Annotated in this window: 12 protein-coding genes; 5 read left to right on the top strand and 7 right to left on the bottom strand. The window is 51.2% G+C overall.

What is annotated here, in order from left to right; translation table 11 throughout:
• Window positions 1–76 precede the first annotated feature (76 nt).
• The 3 genes from BM025_RS13485 to BM025_RS13475 all read right to left on the bottom strand — a co-directional run bounded on the left by BM025_RS13485 (window position 77) and on the right by BM025_RS13475 (window position 2975).
• Window positions 77–1419 (bottom strand): IS3 family transposase gene (locus BM025_RS13485; protein ID WP_090875375.1). Its coding sequence is split into 2 segments (ribosomal slippage): window positions 77–1092 and window positions 1092–1419, totalling 1344 coding nucleotides; the frame shifts between segments, so codons are not numbered across the junction.
• 79 nt (window positions 1420–1498) lie between these two features.
• Entirely contained in the window at window positions 1499–1771 is a 273-nt protein-coding gene (locus tag BM025_RS13480) for a hypothetical protein (protein WP_085849640.1), read from the bottom strand.
• A gap of 112 nt (window positions 1772–1883) precedes the next feature.
• Window positions 1884–2975, bottom strand: coding sequence for a helix-turn-helix transcriptional regulator (locus BM025_RS13475; protein WP_085849641.1), 1092 nt, complete (start codon window positions 2973–2975; stop codon window positions 1884–1886).
• Window positions 2976–3077: 102 nt separating this feature from the next.
• Between BM025_RS13475 and cysD the strand changes: the two genes are divergently transcribed.
• The 5 genes from cysD to BM025_RS13450 all read left to right on the top strand — a co-directional run bounded on the left by cysD (window position 3078) and on the right by BM025_RS13450 (window position 9191).
• Complete coding sequence (gene cysD / locus BM025_RS13470) at window positions 3078–3980, top strand: sulfate adenylyltransferase subunit CysD (protein WP_085849642.1); 903 nt, start codon at window positions 3078–3080, stop codon at window positions 3978–3980.
• Window positions 3981–4038: 58 nt separating this feature from the next.
• Window positions 4039–5946, top strand: a complete 1908-nt coding sequence (gene cysN, locus BM025_RS13465) for a sulfate adenylyltransferase subunit CysN (RefSeq protein ID WP_085849643.1) — start codon at window positions 4039–4041, stop codon at window positions 5944–5946.
• A gap of 39 nt (window positions 5947–5985) precedes the next feature.
• Entirely contained in the window at window positions 5986–6861 is an 876-nt protein-coding gene (locus BM025_RS13460) for an aldose 1-epimerase family protein (protein WP_085849644.1), read from the top strand.
• 135 nt (window positions 6862–6996) lie between these two features.
• On the top strand, window positions 6997–8163 hold the full coding sequence (locus tag BM025_RS13455) for a nucleotide sugar dehydrogenase (protein ID WP_085849645.1): 1167 nt from the start codon (window positions 6997–6999) through the stop codon (window positions 8161–8163).
• A gap of 17 nt (window positions 8164–8180) precedes the next feature.
• Entirely contained in the window at window positions 8181–9191 is a 1011-nt protein-coding gene (locus BM025_RS13450; protein WP_085849646.1) for an NAD-dependent epimerase/dehydratase family protein, read from the top strand.
• A 740-nt stretch (window positions 9192–9931) separates the two neighbouring features.
• On the opposite strand, the gene gyrB is transcribed toward BM025_RS13450, so the two are convergent.
• The 4 genes from gyrB to dnaA all read right to left on the bottom strand — a co-directional run bounded on the left by gyrB (window position 9932) and on the right by dnaA (window position 16363).
• Complete coding sequence (gene gyrB, locus BM025_RS13445) at window positions 9932–12349, bottom strand: DNA topoisomerase (ATP-hydrolyzing) subunit B (RefSeq protein WP_085849647.1); 2418 nt, start codon at window positions 12347–12349, stop codon at window positions 9932–9934.
• Between the two features lie 185 nt (window positions 12350–12534).
• Entirely contained in the window at window positions 12535–13641 is a 1107-nt protein-coding gene (recF, locus tag BM025_RS13440) for a DNA replication/repair protein RecF (protein WP_085849648.1), read from the bottom strand.
• 48 nt (window positions 13642–13689) lie between these two features.
• Complete coding sequence (dnaN, locus tag BM025_RS13435) at window positions 13690–14808, bottom strand: DNA polymerase III subunit beta (RefSeq protein ID WP_085849649.1); 1119 nt, start codon at window positions 14806–14808, stop codon at window positions 13690–13692.
• Window positions 14809–14983: 175 nt separating this feature from the next.
• Window positions 14984–16363, bottom strand: a complete 1380-nt coding sequence (gene dnaA / locus BM025_RS13430; RefSeq protein ID WP_085849650.1) for a chromosomal replication initiator protein DnaA — start codon at window positions 16361–16363, stop codon at window positions 14984–14986.
• Between the last annotated feature and the right edge of the window lie 6 nt (window positions 16364–16369).

Raw genomic sequence — 16369 nt, 5'->3', positions numbered from 1 at the left:
TCTGTCCGTCGTCAGGGTTTTTGGCACCAAAGGCGGCTTAAACTAAGAGAGAGTTCGGCTCATCTGGTTGGTTGCATTATGCGGCACGTTGTCTGTGATGCAAGCGTCGCGTTTCGAGCGTCTTTCGTTTGATCCTTTCCCTTTGTTGTAGAATGGCTTTGTCGCGTCCGAAGTAAACATCGGCGGGTGTGACGTTGTTGAGGCTCTCGTGATAGCGCTCATGATTGTAGTGGTCGACGAAGGCTTCGATCTGTGCTTCGAGGTCACCGGGCAAAAAATAGTTCTCCAGCAAGATGCGGTTTTTCAGAGTCTGGTGCCAACGCTCGATCTTGCCCTGAGTTTGCGGATGATAGGGGGCTCCGCGAGAATGCTTCATACCTTTGTCCTGTAGCCATTCTGCTAGGTCGCCAGAGACGTAGCTGGAGCCATTGTCGCTGAGTAACCGTGGCTTGTGGACGACGTGAACTTGGTCGCAGCCGGATGCTCGCAATGCGAGGTCAAGCGTGTCCGTTACGTCTTCAGCCCGCATGTTGGTGCAAAGCTTCCAGGAGACGATGTAGCGGCTGTAATCGTCGAGGACGGTGCTGAGATAGAACCAGCCCCATCCCAGAACTTTGATGTAGGTAAAGTCTGTCTGCCAGAGCTGATTGATCGCTGTGGTTTTGTCTTTGAACTCGCTGGCCGCTTTGATGACAATGAAAGCTGGGCTGGTGATCAGATCATGCGCCTTGAGGATCCGATACGTCGAAGCCTCTGATACAAAATAACTTTCTTTGTCAGTGAAGGTCACCGCCAGCTCTCGCGGTGACAACTCCGTCTCTTTCAACGCCAGTTTGACCATCTTGCGACGCACTTCGTCGGGAATGCGGTTCCAGACGTGCTTTGGCTTAGGGGATTGATCCTGCAACCCGGCCTCGCCGCGCTGCAGGTACCGATCGTACCAACGATAGAACGTGGTGCGGGGGATGCCCAATTTGGCCAGCGTTAGACGCGCCGACAGGTGGCTCTCTTCGACCAGGCGGATGATTTCTAACTTCTCATATGCAGGGTATCTCATTCGTGGTCGCCCCCACCGTCGAACATGCTTTTTTTAAGCAAGCGGAGTTCGAGCGTTTGTTCCGCCACAACTTCCTTCAGATCACGCGCTTCACGGCGCAGATCCTTCACTTCGTCAGTGTTCGCGGCACGTGCCGTATCACCAGCAAGCCGCTTCTTGCCAGCTTCCATGAAGTCCTTGGACCATTTATAATAGATGCCTTGGGAGATGCCCTCACGTCGGCACAGTTCAGCAATGCTGTCCTCGCCACGCAGCCCGTCCAGCACGATCCTGATCTTCTCTTCAGATGAATAGTGTTTGCGCGTGGCGCGCTTGATGTCTTTGACGATCTTCTCGCCGGGGCTCTTCGTTGTCTGTCTCATCGTCCACTCCTCAGTGGCTATGATGAACAACAAACACTCTCTTAGTAAATAACTCTATTTGGACCCATTGGCGCTGACGTCAGACAGTGTTTCCATCTGCGGCAGCTGCATGCATGACATCAAGGTCAGCTGCGCTTGCATCTTCAGATTTGGCTTGGCGCAAGGCTTTCCTCGCAGCTTTAAATTTTTGAATAGCAGCTTTTGCATCAGCCTCTGCGTCAACTTGAATGTCGGCATCATTTTGCACGGTAGCCATCGTGTCAGATGTCGTATCAGCTTGGGCTAATGCTAGCATTGGAGAAGTTGCAAAGGTTGCCGTCAAAACAAGGGCAAGTGTATAATTTTTTTTCATGAGGAGTATCCATGGAGTTAGATCAAAAGGCTGCACAAAACTATTAAAACCTGATTTTGGCCAACACTCAAGGGGTCGAGTTGGACTGAGCGCCGAATGGGAATCTAAGGGTTTACTGTCGATCATTTCGCCATAGATATTTGCCTGTGGGGTGAAGCCAAATCGCACTCGCTTGCATCACGCGTACAACGCCAGGCTGGCCGGCGACGCCCATGTGGGCAAAGATCTGTTTTGAGGTACTGCGTGCCGTCTCAAGCGTCCAATCCAATGTCTGGGCTGCGTCCGACAGGCTCAAGCCATCACACAACGCCGCCGCCAATCGTGCTTCGCTGCGGTTCAGATCAAAAGCAGTCATGATCCGTGACAGGGGCAGAGCGCCCGCCATTACATCGTGACGAACCCGCCCCACCAGAACGTCAATGCCAGCATGTTGTTCTGTCGTGAGGATCATTTGCACCCGTGGGGATGTGGAAAGCCACAGGCTGTGTGGATCAGCACTTCCATTTGCCATTGCGTTTAAGACGTCGCGCAAATTCCGCGCAGTCGTAGGGGCAAGACGCAGCCGCCCGTCGGCGCTCAGCTTAATGCCAGCCGCAACCTCAAGCCGTGCGGCCAAGCCCACAGCCATGGCTGTGACTTGACCTGTCGGGGCAAATAGAATCCACCCTGCGCCTAGATTGGCGCAAATTTGATGAGCAATATCTGCTTGCGCTCGGTCACGCGTGAGGCTCTGCCATCCGCGAACAGCAGGAGCGAGATAGGGCAGTAGATTGGACAGATGTTGCCCGTCTATTGCGCGAAAATCATCGGCGCGCCGTCTGAGGGTGAGTATGCCCCAAGCATCATTCCCATTTCTCCACCGTATGGCCCGCAGTGGAAAATCCAGTTTGAGATCGCTGGGAAAATCGGATTGGGAATACACGCGACTGGTGCGCATGCGATCACTTGCTGCGATGTCCACTGCGCCCAAATCATCGCCCACTTGCCAGTGCTGCACACGACCGTTTTCGATCAGGTGCAACTGTACAGTGTCTGCGTGGGTGATCTGGGCCAAAATTGTCAGGAAGCCGTTCCAGGTGTTTGGCCAGTTGTTTGGCCAATTTTGGGACCGCGCCGGATCTGGCTTGATCGCATTTTGCGTTCCCTCAGCTTGGCCAAGTGCTGCCGTAAACAGGGCTGTAAGAAGTTGGGTTTCGTCGGACATATAGGCTCATCTCTAGAATACCCCCCATATGGGGGGTGATTGGTACTGTAAGCAAGGGTAAATATGGACAACAGTTAATTCAGAAAATTTTAGAGAGGGCCTATGGCCAACAAAACCCTCACACACCTTCAGCGTTTGGAAGCCGAGAGCATCCACATCATGCGTGAAGTCGTCGCCGAGACAGAAAACCCAGTCATGCTTTACAGTGTTGGCAAGGACAGTGCTGTCATGTTGCATTTGGCGAAAAAAGCCTTTTACCCATCACCGCCGCCCTTTCCTTTGCTGCACGTAGATACAACTTGGAAATTCCAAGAAATGTACAAACTGCGCGACAAAGCGGCCAAAGATGCTGGCATGGAATTGTTGGTCTACCAAAACCCTGAAGCGCAAGAACGCGGAATCAACCCGTTTGATCACGGCAGCTTGCACACAGATATGTGGAAGACTGAGGGTCTAAAGCAGGCGCTTGATAAATACGGGTTCGATGCGGCCTTTGGTGGCGCGCGTCGTGACGAAGAAAAAGCACGAGCCAAAGAACGGGTGTTCTCATTTCGCTCTGCCAATCACCGTTGGGACCCAAAGAACCAGCGCGCTGAACTTTGGAACATCTACAACGCACGCAAAGCCAAGGGCGAAAGCGTTCGTGTTTTCCCGATTTCCAACTGGACCGAATTGGACATCTGGCAGTACATCCATCTGGAAGGGATCGAAATCGTTCCTTTATATATGTCTGCGATGCGCCCAACCGTGGTTCGTGATGGCTTGACAATTATGGTTGATGACGACCGCTTCCCGCTGAACGGCGAAGAGCCCGTGATGCGCTCTGTGCGGTTCCGGACCCTTGGGTGCTACCCGCTGACTGGCGCAGTGGAAAGCGAGGCGACAACGCTGCCCGAGATCATTCAGGAAATGCTTTTGACCACAACATCCGAGCGGCAGGGCCGCGCCATCGACCACGATCAAGCGGCCTCGATGGAGAAGAAAAAGCAGGAAGGCTATTTCTAAGCGCCCAGTGCGCCAGATATCGCCCTCCTTTTTCCCCTATTAGTTCAGGTGCCTATTCATGACGACCCCGGATCCTATCTATAAAACCGACGCTCTGATCGCTGAAAATATCGATCAATATCTCGAAACGCATCAGCACAAAACCATGCTGCGCTTTATCACCTGTGGGTCTGTCGATGACGGAAAATCCACGCTGATCGGGCGGCTTTTGTACGACTCTAAAATGATCTTTGAAGATCAACTTGCCACCTTGGAGGCGGACAGCAAACGCTCAGGCACCCAAGGCGAAGAGATCGACTTTGCCCTTTTGGTTGACGGTCTAGCGGCTGAACGCGAGCAAGGCATCACCATCGATGTAGCGTATCGTTTCTTTGCCACTGAAAAGCGTAAATTCATTGTGGCCGACACGCCGGGCCACGAGCAATACACACGCAACATGGTTACTGGTGCCTCGACGGCTGATCTGGCTGTAATCTTGATCGATGCGCGCAAAGGCATTTTGACCCAAACGCGTCGTCACAGCTATCTGGTGAAACTTCTGGGCATTCGCCACGTTGTTTTGGCTGTGAACAAGATGGATTTGGTCGATTACGATCAAGACACCTTTGACACGATCGTTTCTGATTACCGCACCTTTGCGGATAGCATCGGCATTGAAGAATTCACTGCGATCCCAATCTCGGGCTTCAAAGGCGACAACATCACGGCGCCGAGCGACAATACCGCTTGGTATAAAGGCACAGCCCTGTTGCCGCATTTGGAAACCGTCTCTGTTGAGGACAGTTTAGAGCAAGCGGAACCGTTCCGTATGCCTGTGCAATGGGTCAACCGCCCAAATCTTGATTTCCGTGGGTTTGCCGGTCTCATCGCCTCTGGCACTGTGCGCCCGGGTGATGAAGTGCGCGTGTTGCCATCAGGCAAAACTTCTACGATTGCCAAGATTGTCACCTTTGATGGTGATCGCGATATCGCCGTTGCGGGTGAATCTGTCACGCTGACGCTTGCTGATGAAATCGACTGTTCGCGTGGGCAAGTGATCGTGGCCTCAAAATCGCCGCTTGAGGTGGCTGATCAGTTCGAAACCACGCTGGTCTGGATGGATGAACAAGAGCTGGTTCCGGGGCGCGCATATTGGATGAAAATCGGTACACAAACCGTTTCAGCCACAGTGCAAGAGCCAAAATACGAAGTGAATGTGAACACGCAGGAACATCTTGCGTCTAAGACATTGGACCTGAATGCCATCGGCATTGCCAATATCACAACGGACCGTGAGATCCCTTTTGCAGCCTACAAAGAATCGCGTGATCTGGGTGGTTTTATCCTGATCGATAAGATCAGCAATCAAACGGTTGCCGCGGGGATGATCCACTTCTCGCTGCGTCGTGCGCAAAACGTCCATTGGCAAGCCACTGACCTTGGTCGCGACCACCATGCGTCGATGAAGCACCAAAAAGCTACCGTGCTTTGGCTCACAGGTTTGTCTGGCTCAGGCAAATCCACCATCGCCAACATCGTTGAGAAAAAATTGGCACGGATGAACCGCCACACCTTCTTGTTGGATGGTGACAACGTGCGTCACGGGTTAAACAAAGACCTAGGCTTTACCGAAGCGGACCGCGTGGAAAACATCCGCCGTGTTGGGGAAGTTGCCAAGTTAATGACCGATGCGGGTCTAATCGTGATCACCGCGTTTATCTCGCCCTTCCGCTCAGAACGCGACATGGTGCGTTCAATGATGCAGCCCGGTGAATTTGTCGAAGTCTTCGTGGACACACCTTTGGAAGTTGCCGAAAGCCGCGATGTGAAAGGGCTTTACGCAAAAGCGCGCGCTGGAGAGTTGAAAAACTTTACAGGCATCGACAGCCCTTATGAGCATCCTGAAGCACCAGATATGCACATCGACACCACAATTCTGTCACCAGAAGAGGCCGCAGACGCAATCATCGCACGCCTTATTCCGTAAGGCGCGCGCATTTCCGCCCCCCCACAGGAACCTTCGCCCATGTCGCCTGACCTCACTCGGATCGAGAGTTCCCACTTGTCACTGACTGTGTCCGCTTTGGGGGCGGAAATGCAAAGTCTGTGCGATCACGATGGTGACGAGTGGCTTTGGCAAGGGGACCCTGATGTTTGGGCAGGTCGTGCACCTGTTTTGTTTCCGATTGTTGGGCGCGCACCGGATGATTGTATAGCGATTGGGGACCATACAGCGCAAATGCAGCAGCATGGCTTTGCCCGCAGGTCACGCTTTCACTTAGAGCAGTCAAGCGCCAGCATGTGTCGTTATGTACTGACCGCAACGCAAGACACCCGCGCGCTTTATCCTTTCGATTTCAGTCTGTCGCTGACCTATTCACTCGATGGCCCCAAATTGACAGTCACGGCAGAAGTGAAAAATTGCAGCACAGATGATATGCCTTTTGGGTTCGGTTTCCATCCTGCGTTCAGCTGGCCTTTACCGGGGGGCGAGGGTCGCATGCATAGCGTGACATTGGCCAATGGTGCAGAGCCACTGATGGCCCGCTTGGAGACGGGGCTGTTGACCGAGAAACGACACCCTTCGCCTTTTGTAAACGGTATGCTGTCGCTAGAGGGAGGGCTTTTTAACGAAGATGCGATGATCTTTCCCCAAGGGGCTGGAACGGCGCTGTCTTACGGGATGGTAGATGGGCCATGTCTAAAGTTTCATTTTGAAAACTTGCCCAACCTTGCCTTATGGAGCAAACCCAAAGCGCCTTTTATTTGTGTCGAGCCGTGGCATGGAATGGCAGCAAAAATTGGGACAGATCGGCAAATATCGAAGCGTCCTTTTAGTATGATACTAAAGCCCACCGAAGCATCTCTTTTCAGCTATAGTGTTTGTGTGGCCACAGGTTAGAAGTAGGCATCCCGCCCAGTATAATCACCTCATAAGCCTAGTCTTGCCACATTTTTTGCATATGTTTCATAGAAAACTTATGCAACAGTCTGATGGCGTTAAATATCTTGGTGTTATCTAATAAAGGGTTAGTTCATGAAAATAGCTGTAGCAGGAATTGGGTATGTTGGATTATCCAATGCAGTTTTATTGGCTCAGCATCATGAAGTGACGGCCGTCGATATTTCAAAAGACCGTGTCGATCTTGTGAACGCACGCAAAAGCCCAATCGTAGACGTCGAACTTGAAGAATTCTTGACCAACCAGCCACTTAATTTAACGGCCACTTTGGATGGCGCGACAGCCTATAGAGATGCAGATTTTGTCATTGTTGCGACACCCACGAACTATAATGTAGACACCAATTACTTTGATACGTCCTTGGTTGAACGCGTGATCCAGCTGGTTATCTCGGTAAACGAAACAGCGACCATTGTGGTTAAATCTACGGTGCCCGTTGGCTTTATAAAGCGCATTCGAGACGAATATGATACTGACCAAGTAATCTTTAGTCCTGAATTTTTACGAGAAGGCCGTGCCCTTTACGACAACCTGCATCCCAGCCGTATCATTGTTGGTGAACAATCTGATCGTGCGCGCACCTTTGCCAACTTGCTGCTAGAAGGTGCGATCAAAAAAGACGTCGATGTATTGTTTACAAACGCTGATGAAGCCGAAGCAGTCAAACTGTTTGCCAACACCTATCTTGCCATGCGCGTCGCGTTTTTCAACGAGCTAGACAGCTACGCAATGGCAGGCGGTATGGACAGCAAGCAGATCATCGATGGCATCGGCTTAGACCCACGCATCGGCATGCATTACAACAACCCAAGCTTCGGTTATGGCGGCTACTGCCTTCCGAAAGACAGCCGCCAATTACTGGCAAATTATTCTGAAGTGCCGCAAAACCTGATCAGAGCGATCGTTGATGCCAACCGTACCCGCAAAGATTTTTTGTCCGATCAAGTTATTGCACGCAAACCCAAAGTCGTTGGTATCTACCGCTTGGTAATGAAAGCTGGCTCCGACAATTTTCGTCAGTCCTCCGTTCAAGGCATCATGAAACGCATCAAAGCTAAGGGCATAGAAGTCATTGTATATGAACCAGTGATGCGCGATTCTCATTTCTTTGGCTCGCGGGTGGTGAATGATCTGGCAGCGTTTAAAGTTGAGGCTGACGTGATTGTCGCAAACCGCGTCACCGATGATATTTCCGATATGAGCGATAAAATATTTACCCGCGACCTGTTTGGCGCGGATTGATTTAAGGGTCTTCTCAAATGCGTACTGCTCTTGTCACTGGTTCAGCTGGTTTTATTGGGTATTTTCTATGTCGCCGTCTGCTGGATGATGGATTCCGCGTTATCGGCATAGACTGCATGTCTGATTACTATGATGTAACGCTGAAAGAACGTCGTAATGCGCAGCTTTTACAATCCGAAAACTATCGCTTCATTCAAGATAAAGTCGAGACGCCTGATCTGCTAATGTCGCTATTCGCAGATGAAAAACCTGACGTAGTTGTGCATCTCGCCGCGCAGGCTGGCGTGCGATATTCGATTGAAAACCCGCGGTCCTATTTAGAAAGCAACATTATTGGCACGTTCGAATTACTTGAAGCTGCCCGTGCCTATCCGCCTCAACACATGATGCTGGCGTCGACCTCATCTGCCTTTGGGGCTAACACCCAAATGCCTTATGCGGAAACCGATAAAGCCGATCATCAAATGTCATTTTATGCGGCCACGAAAAAATCGACTGAAAACATGGCACATTCTTATGCACACTTATTTGACCTACCAATCACCATGTTTCGCTTTTTTACAGTTTACGGCCCTTGGGGGCGCCCAGACATGGCGCTATTCAAGTTCACTAAAGCCATTTTAGAAGACACACCAATCGACGTTTATAATCACGGCGATATGAAGCGCGACTTCACTTATGTCGAAGATCTCGTTCATGCCATTCGTCTACTCATCAACACGCCCCCTGTACGCCCCGCAGATGGCATCGTTCCCGAAGGGGATAGCTTGTCGCCTGTGGCACCACACCGTGTGGTTAATATAGGTAATTCATCCGCAGTTCAGCTCATCGACTTCATTGAAGCGATTGAAATCGCCACAGGAAAAACCGCCACGCGGAACCTCATGCCGATGCAAGCGGGGGATGTACCCGCGACTTGGGCCAACGCAAATCTTCTTAAATCCCTCACAGGATACAGCCCTAAAACGGGAGTCCTAGAAGGCGTCAAAAAGTTTGTCGACTGGTATCGTGAGTATTATCAAGCCTAGGGCATTGTTGGATCCCGTAAGGGCAGTGTTCCGCTCAGCACGTAGTGTTCCGATCTCATCCAGGAGTCGGATAACGATTGATCTAGGTTTTAAGGCCTCATTGATAATCTTTGCTAAAATAGGACCCGATCCAGTCGCTTTGGGCGTATTGCGGTCAAGCCCAGAATATTGGGGACAGGCGGCCCCTTCCCAAGAGTCTCTTTGAAAGCAAGCAACTTGGAAAAAGCAGACTTTTTAGTAGCTGTCCGCTGGGCACGGAACTTTACGATGCTGTGATGCTTCCCAAGAATGCTGCCCTCGCGTTGTATGTAAATAGAGTTCAAACTTCGGGAATGGCGCATAAAGCACTAACATCGTCTGGCTTTGTAGCGACGAAGTGCAAACAGATTGCAGAGTTTACTATATAGATTGTCGCCGTCCGCGTTTTTCAAACTGCACTGCAGAGCCGTACCACACATGTCCGCTTGATCTGACGCTATTAACCGATTTGCCTAGCTTTTGGCAATTTAGTTAATGAGAGAGAGGACACGTCACGTCGAGGGCCGGTATCGGCCACATGAGCTTTTACTGCCATTCATAGGCAATGGCAGAATTTAGCTCATCACGCATCGAGTCAAATAAGACTGCACGACTTCTTTTGTCTAAGTCGCCGATAAGAGGAAGGTAATATTGATTTTCGCATTCTCGTGGCGCGCAAAGTTATGCGCGCCACGCAATTTTATGTGCTTCCCTACAAATCCTTAAGCGTCTAGGTTTTCAACATTCAGTGCGTTGTCTTGAATGAACTCACGACGCGGCTCAACCACATCCCCCATCAGTTTTGTAAAGATGTCATCGGCCTCCGCAAAATCTTCGATCTTAACCTGTAACAAAGTGCGTGCTTCGGGGTCTAGAGTCGTTTCCCACAGCTGATCAGGGTTCATCTCGCCCAATCCTTTGTAGCGTTGCAAGGATAGACCTTTTTCGCCCTCTTCTAAGATTGCATTAAGCAAATCAATCGGCCCGTGAATAAGGCTAAACCGGTCCTTGCGCATCAACTGTGATGGATCATCATAAACACCAGATGTGGCTTGAACTTCTTGGTTAATCCGGCGCGCTTCACCGCCACGCAAGATCGCACCATCAAGAGTGCGAACCTCTTCAACACCGCGCAAAACGCGGGTCAAACGAATGCCCACATCTTGGGTCGGGCGACCTTTCCAGCCGCGCTCAAATTCTGGTGCAATCATATCAAGACGCTTGGCAATTATGTCGGCTGTGCCTTGCAAATCACCATCCACACGGCCGGGCTCAAATGCGCCAGCCAGAGCGGCTTGTTCAATGATATGACGTGGGTAATGCGTTGGAAATGCATCCAAAATACGTTTAAACGTCCGCGCCCCCTCAACCACACGCGCAAGGTCAGCACCGGCAATTTCTTCACCGGATTTCAAACGCAAGACAGCACCATCTGTGCCTTGCTGAATAAGATACTCATCCATCGCGGCTTGGTCTTTAAGGTAAACTTCGGATTTACCACGGGCCACTTTATACAACGGCGGCTGCGCAATATATAGGTGCCCAGCTTCGATCAAAGATGGCATTTGACGGAAGAAAAACGTCAAAAGAAGCGTCCGGATATGCGCGCCATCAACATCCGCATCGGTCATAATCACGATTTTATGGTAGCGCAATTTACCAAGATTGAACTCATCGCGCCCAATGCCGGTACCGAGCGCCATCACAAGGTTCCCAATTTCTTGAGATCCCAACATCCGATCAAACCGTGCGCGTTCAACGTTAAGAATTTTACCTTTGAGCGGCAAAATCGCCTGCGTTTGGCGATCACGCCCTGTTTGCGCAGACCCTCCAGCGGAATCACCCTCCACGAGGAAGACTTCGGTTTTAGACGGATCTTTTTCAGAACAATCTTTCAGCTTTCCAGCCAAGAAATTGACATCTAAAGCCGACTTGCGGCGCGTCAATTCACGGGCCTTGCGCGCAGCTTCACGGGCCATCGCGGCCTCGCAAATTTTGCCCACAATCATCTTGGCAATTTGCGGATTTTCATCAAACCATTCTGTGAGTTTTTCACCCACAAGATTTTCAACAGCGGGGCGTACCTCAGACGATACAAGTTTGTCTTTGGTTTGAGATGAGAATTTCGGGTCAGGTACTTTAACAGAAAGCACACAGGTCAGACCTTCGCGGGCGTCATCGCCTGTAAAGGTAATTTTCTCTTTCTTAGCAATCCCACTTTCTGCCGCATAGCGTGTCATCGTGCGTGTCAATGCGCCCCGAAAACCCGCTATATGCGTGCCGCCATCGCGCTGTGGAATGTTGTTGGTGAAGGGCAAAACGTTCTCGTGGTAGCTATCATTCCACCACATCGCGACCTCAACGCTAATGCCATCCTTTTCGCCCGTCACAAAGATTGGTTCAGGCATCAAGGGCGTCTTGGATCGATCCAGATATTTCACGAACTCCTTCACGCCACCATCATAGTACAGCTCAGTTTTCAAAGGCTCGGCGGGGCGCTCATCTTCGAGAATAATCCGCACGCCAGAGTTCAAAAACGCCAACTCGCGCAAGCGTTTTTCCAAGATCGAGAACTCATAATTAAGATTTGAAAACGTCGTGGTGGAGGCCAAAAAACGCACCTCGGTGCCTGTTTCGCCATTCGCGTCACCGACGACTTCAAGATGCTCGGCTGTCTCGCCGCGTTCAAAGCGCGCTTTATGCTCTTTGCCCTGACGCCAAACCCGAAGCTCCAGCCAATCAGACAAAGCGTTTACAACAGACACACCCACGCCGTGCAACCCGCCGGACACTTTATAAGAATTACTATCGAATTTACCGCCAGCGTGCAGCTGAGTCATGATAACTTCGGCCGCAGAGACGCCTTCTTCTTCATGCATATCCGTCGGAATACCACGTCCGTTGTCACGCACAGAAATCGAAGAATCCTTGTGGATTTTAACGGTCACATAATCTGCATGCCCAGCCAAAGCTTCATCAATGCCGTTGTCCACAACTTCGTAAACCATGTGGTGCAAGCCAGAGCCATCATCCGTGTCACCGATATACATACCAGGACGCTTGCGAACGGCCTCTAACCCTTTGAGAACCTTGATAGAACTTGCGCCATATTCTTCGGGCTGCTCTGGAGTATCGGACATGCGGACTTCCTTGTTTTTAATTAGCCTTTTTATACGGCAAAGCGGGGGGATTGTCACGCAAATGGCACAAATATCAGCATGACAACAAGCCAGAGTGCGCCGATTGAAAAGTGACGCGGAATGGTCTTGCCGCGCGCATGTCATCACAGGCAGATAGCCGCTTCAGACGGCCCAAATGGCGCGCGTTATACATGCTGCTTTACGGTCGAAATGCCGGCATCTTCGGCCACTTCAAAAGCGGCAGCGCGCGTCCCAAGCTCAGCGAACAATTCAGGCCCCGTGCCCGTCATAAAAGCTTGTGCGCCCAGTGCGCAAATCTCATCGTATAGGGCAGCGCGGCGACCACCGTCCAAATGCGCAGCGACCTCATCAAGTAAAAAAATCGGAGCAGCGCCAAAATCCTGCGCCAAGGCGCGGCCATTTGCCAAAATCAACGAAATCAACAACGCTTTTTGTTCACCTGTAGAACATTGATCTGCAGGCACGCCTTTGGCGGCGTAAATAGCGCCCAAATCAGCACGGTGCGGGCCAATCAACGTCCGTCCAGCCGAAAGATCACGCGGACGGTTGTCTTTAAATGCAGACAAAAGCGCCCCCTCGGTTTCGGGTAACGCAAATTGATCAGAGGCTCTGAGCGATAAGGATGCAACGGGAAAGGCTGTCTGCGCGCCATCTTGAGCCTCCTTGATGCGTTGCAACACAGTCAGTCGGTTTTGCATAATCGCCACACCAGAGGCGGCCATCTGCGTCTCAAGGGCGGCGTACCAGTGCGCATCCCGCACCATATCCTTGAGCAACCGATTGCGTTCGCGCATCGCCTTTTCATAGCTCAAGACAGCATCTGCGTGACGTGGCTCAAAAGACATCACCATACGGTCTAAAAAACGCCGCCGCCCCTCGGGTGCTTCGATCCAAAGACGGTCCATCGCCGGGATCAACCACACCACACGCGCAACGCGACCCAACGCCACTTGCGCTGCGGTTTTACCATCGATTTTGACCGTACGAGGCCCGCCGTTTTCGGACCATGTTTCAATGTCGTGGGTTTGATGCAGCGATTGCAATTCCGCGCTGACTTTCCAGCCAAGCTTTTCGGGTTTTCGCGCTATATCTTCCATGGCCGCGCGGCGCATACCACGCCCCGGCGACAGCAAAGACACCGCCTCTAGAATGTTGGTTTTACCCGCACCATTTGACCCCCAAATCGCAATAGGCCGCCCGTCCAATTCAAGACGTGCGGCCCGATGAGAGCGAAAATGAGACAGGGTTAAGTCTTCGATGAACAAAGACATCCCGTCTCTTTTCCTAATATAAAAGTATTTAGTATCAACGCGGTCGCGTCAAACACGCATTGGCATCACAACATAGACGGCAGAGGTATCATTGCCCTCACGCATCAAGGTTGGATCACCTGAAGAATTGAACATGAACACCGCATTTTCGCGATCCACTTGTGACGCGATTTCCAAAAGATATTTGGCGTTAAAGCCGATCTCAAGGCGTTCATCGTTATAGGCCACGGCCAATTCATCTTCGGCGGCACCGCTATCTGGTGCATTGACGGATAGAGTGAGTTTGTCATCTTCAAGTGTCAATTTCACAGCACGTGAGCGCTCGGAAGACACCGTTGCAACGCGGTCAACAGCTTTGGCGAATTCCGCCGCATCCACTTCGAGTTTGCGAGTGTTGCCTACAGGAATAACGCGCGTGTAATCGGGAAATGTGCCGTCGATGACTTTTGATGTAAGCGTTATATCTGGCGTCGCAAAACGAACTTTAGCCTCAGAGACCGACACCGCGATGATCATGTCATCATCTTCTAGAAGTTTACGCAACTCACCAACGGTTTTGCGTGGAACAATCACACCAGGCATTTCCAAAGCATTTTCTGGCAACGGAGCATCGATACGCGCCAAACGGTGACCATCTGTGGCCACGCAACGCAACACTTTGCCATCGTCGCCATCTGAAATGTGCATGTAAACACCATTCAGGTAGTACCGTGTTTCCTCGGTAGAGATCGCGAACTTGGATTTGTCGAACAAGCGGCGCAGCACGGGGGCTGGTACGGCAAAATTACAGTCATATTCGGACGTGGTCATTACTGGGAAATCTTCTTTGGGCAATGTAGCCAAAGAAAAATTGGATCGGCCCGCTTCGACAGTCAGACGTCCTGCGGTGCCATCATCAGCCAAGACGACCATCGCGCCATCGGGCAATTTGCGAACGATTTCGTGCAATGTCACAGCAGACACTGTTGTCGCGCCTGCACGTTCAACGATGCCTGCACATTTGTCGACAACTTCGATGTCTAAATCTGTCGCACGAAAGGATACTGTATTACCCTCGGCTTCGATCAGCACGTTTGCCAGAATTGGAATGGTGTTGCGACGTTCAACTACAGACTGCGCCTGCCCCACGGCTTTTAAAAGCGCGCCGCGTTCAATGCTAATTTTCATGCCACCCTCGTCTCGTTCATTGGCCGGATGGCAAGAATATATCATTCACCACCGCGTGCAAGATTTTGTTAATCGGACTGTGTTCACTCTTGGCCTGAGCGTCAAGAGCTGGCTGCACTGCGCACGCGTATAATCGCGGCAGTGCAGCAGGTGAGTCTCAGATTTATCGCTTTGCTTAGGCTTCAAGTGCCCGACGCAGCATTTCCACGTCTTCAAACATCTGACTGTCCGTTGTTTGCAGCTCTTCGATACGCCGCACGCCATGCATGACAGTGGTGTGATCGCGCCCACCAAAACGACGCCCGATTTCAGGCAAAGACCGTGACGTCAATTGTTTCGACAAGTACATCGCAACCTGACGCGGCCGTGCAATCACACGCACACGCTTGGGGCCAATCATATCAGACAGACGGATCGAGTAATGCTCAGACACACGGCGTTGAATTTCTTCGACCGTGACCTTGCGGTCAGAGGCTTTAAGAATATCGGCAAGACACTCTTGCGCCAGTTCCATCGTGATTTCGCGACCAACAAGTGACGCGAAAGCAAACAGGCGCATCAAAGCCCCTTCGAGCACGCGCACGTTGGTGGTGATACGATGTGCCAAGAATTCCAGAACGCCATCAGCAAAGACAAGGCCTTGATACTGCGCCCGATAGTTTTCAGCTTTGGTCTGCAGAATGCCTAACCGTAATTCGTAATCGGTTGGGTGCAGATCGACCACAAGACCGCACTGAAGTCGCGACTTGATACGATCTTCGAGGTCTTTGATTTCACCCGGAGCTCGGTCAGCAGAGATGATAATTTGTTTACCCTGGTCTACGAGCGCGTTGAACGTGTGAAAGAACTCTTCTTGGGTGCTGTCTTTACCTGCGATGAATTGCACATCATCGACCATAAGCACATCAACAGAGCGGAAAAGCTGTTTAAAATCCATCATTTGACGATCACGTAAGGCTTGGACAAACCGGTACATAAACTGTTCAGCGGATAGATAAAGCACACGCAGTTTCGGATCACGCACTTGGATTTCATGGGCAATCGCATGCATCAAGTGTGTTTTACCAAGGCCAACACCACCGTACAAAAACAGCGGATTGAACGTCACAGGGCCACCTTCGGCAACACGGCGCGCGGCAGCATGAGCCAACTCATTCGGCTTACCGACAACAAAGTTATCAAAAGTAAAGCGCGCATCAAGTGGTGCACCCGGTAGCTCTTCGACAGAGGGCCCTGACTCGGACGCAGCGCGAGCAATCGGAGCTGCTGCGGACGAATCAGAAGATGCGGCGCGCACGGTGTCAGCCGCGTTTACTGTCTCAACTTTGAATTCGACACGGGATGCAGGTACATCCAATGCCTTGAGGTGTTTCAAAATTTGATCCGAAAAATTACGGGCGACCCAGTTTGCCATAAAGCTTGTCGGCACCGAGAACAAAGCTACGCCATTGTCAACTTTTTGCAGTTGTAGCGGCTCGATCCAGTTGGCGTAATTGTTACGCCCTACAGTCTCGAGCAACTGTTGCTTAACACGTCCCCACGTATCGTTTTTCATATTCGT

Origin of the sequence: Pacificibacter marinus (assembly GCF_900109555.1) — a bacterium.
Taxonomy (GTDB): Bacteria; Pseudomonadota; Alphaproteobacteria; order Rhodobacterales; family Rhodobacteraceae; genus Celeribacter; species Celeribacter marinus_C.
This window is presented reverse-complemented; position numbering and strand designations above follow the sequence as displayed.

Bases quoted from the DNA above. Each gene is read 5' to 3' on its own strand.
- recF (WP_085849648.1), bottom strand. From the start codon at position 13,641: ATGTCTTTGTTCATCGAAGACTTAACCCTGTCTCATTTTCGCTCTCAT.
- BM025_RS13475 (WP_085849641.1), bottom strand. From the start codon at position 2,975: ATGTCCGACGAAACCCAACTTCTTACAGCCCTGTTTACGGCAGCACTT.
- dnaN (WP_085849649.1), bottom strand. From the start codon at position 14,808: ATGAAAATTAGCATTGAACGCGGCGCGCTTTTAAAAGCCGTGGGGCAG.
- BM025_RS13480 (WP_085849640.1), bottom strand. From the start codon at position 1,771: ATGAAAAAAAATTATACACTTGCCCTTGTTTTGACGGCAACCTTTGCA.
- BM025_RS13460 (WP_085849644.1), top strand. From the start codon at position 5,986: ATGTCGCCTGACCTCACTCGGATCGAGAGTTCCCACTTGTCACTGACT.
- BM025_RS13450 (WP_085849646.1), top strand. From the start codon at position 8,181: ATGCGTACTGCTCTTGTCACTGGTTCAGCTGGTTTTATTGGGTATTTT.
- cysN (WP_085849643.1), top strand. From the start codon at position 4,039: ATGACGACCCCGGATCCTATCTATAAAACCGACGCTCTGATCGCTGAA.
- dnaA (WP_085849650.1), bottom strand. From the start codon at position 16,363: ATGAAAAACGATACGTGGGGACGTGTTAAGCAACAGTTGCTCGAGACT.
- cysD (WP_085849642.1), top strand. From the start codon at position 3,078: ATGGCCAACAAAACCCTCACACACCTTCAGCGTTTGGAAGCCGAGAGC.
- gyrB (WP_085849647.1), bottom strand. From the start codon at position 12,349: ATGTCCGATACTCCAGAGCAGCCCGAAGAATATGGCGCAAGTTCTATC.
- BM025_RS13455 (WP_085849645.1), top strand. From the start codon at position 6,997: ATGAAAATAGCTGTAGCAGGAATTGGGTATGTTGGATTATCCAATGCA.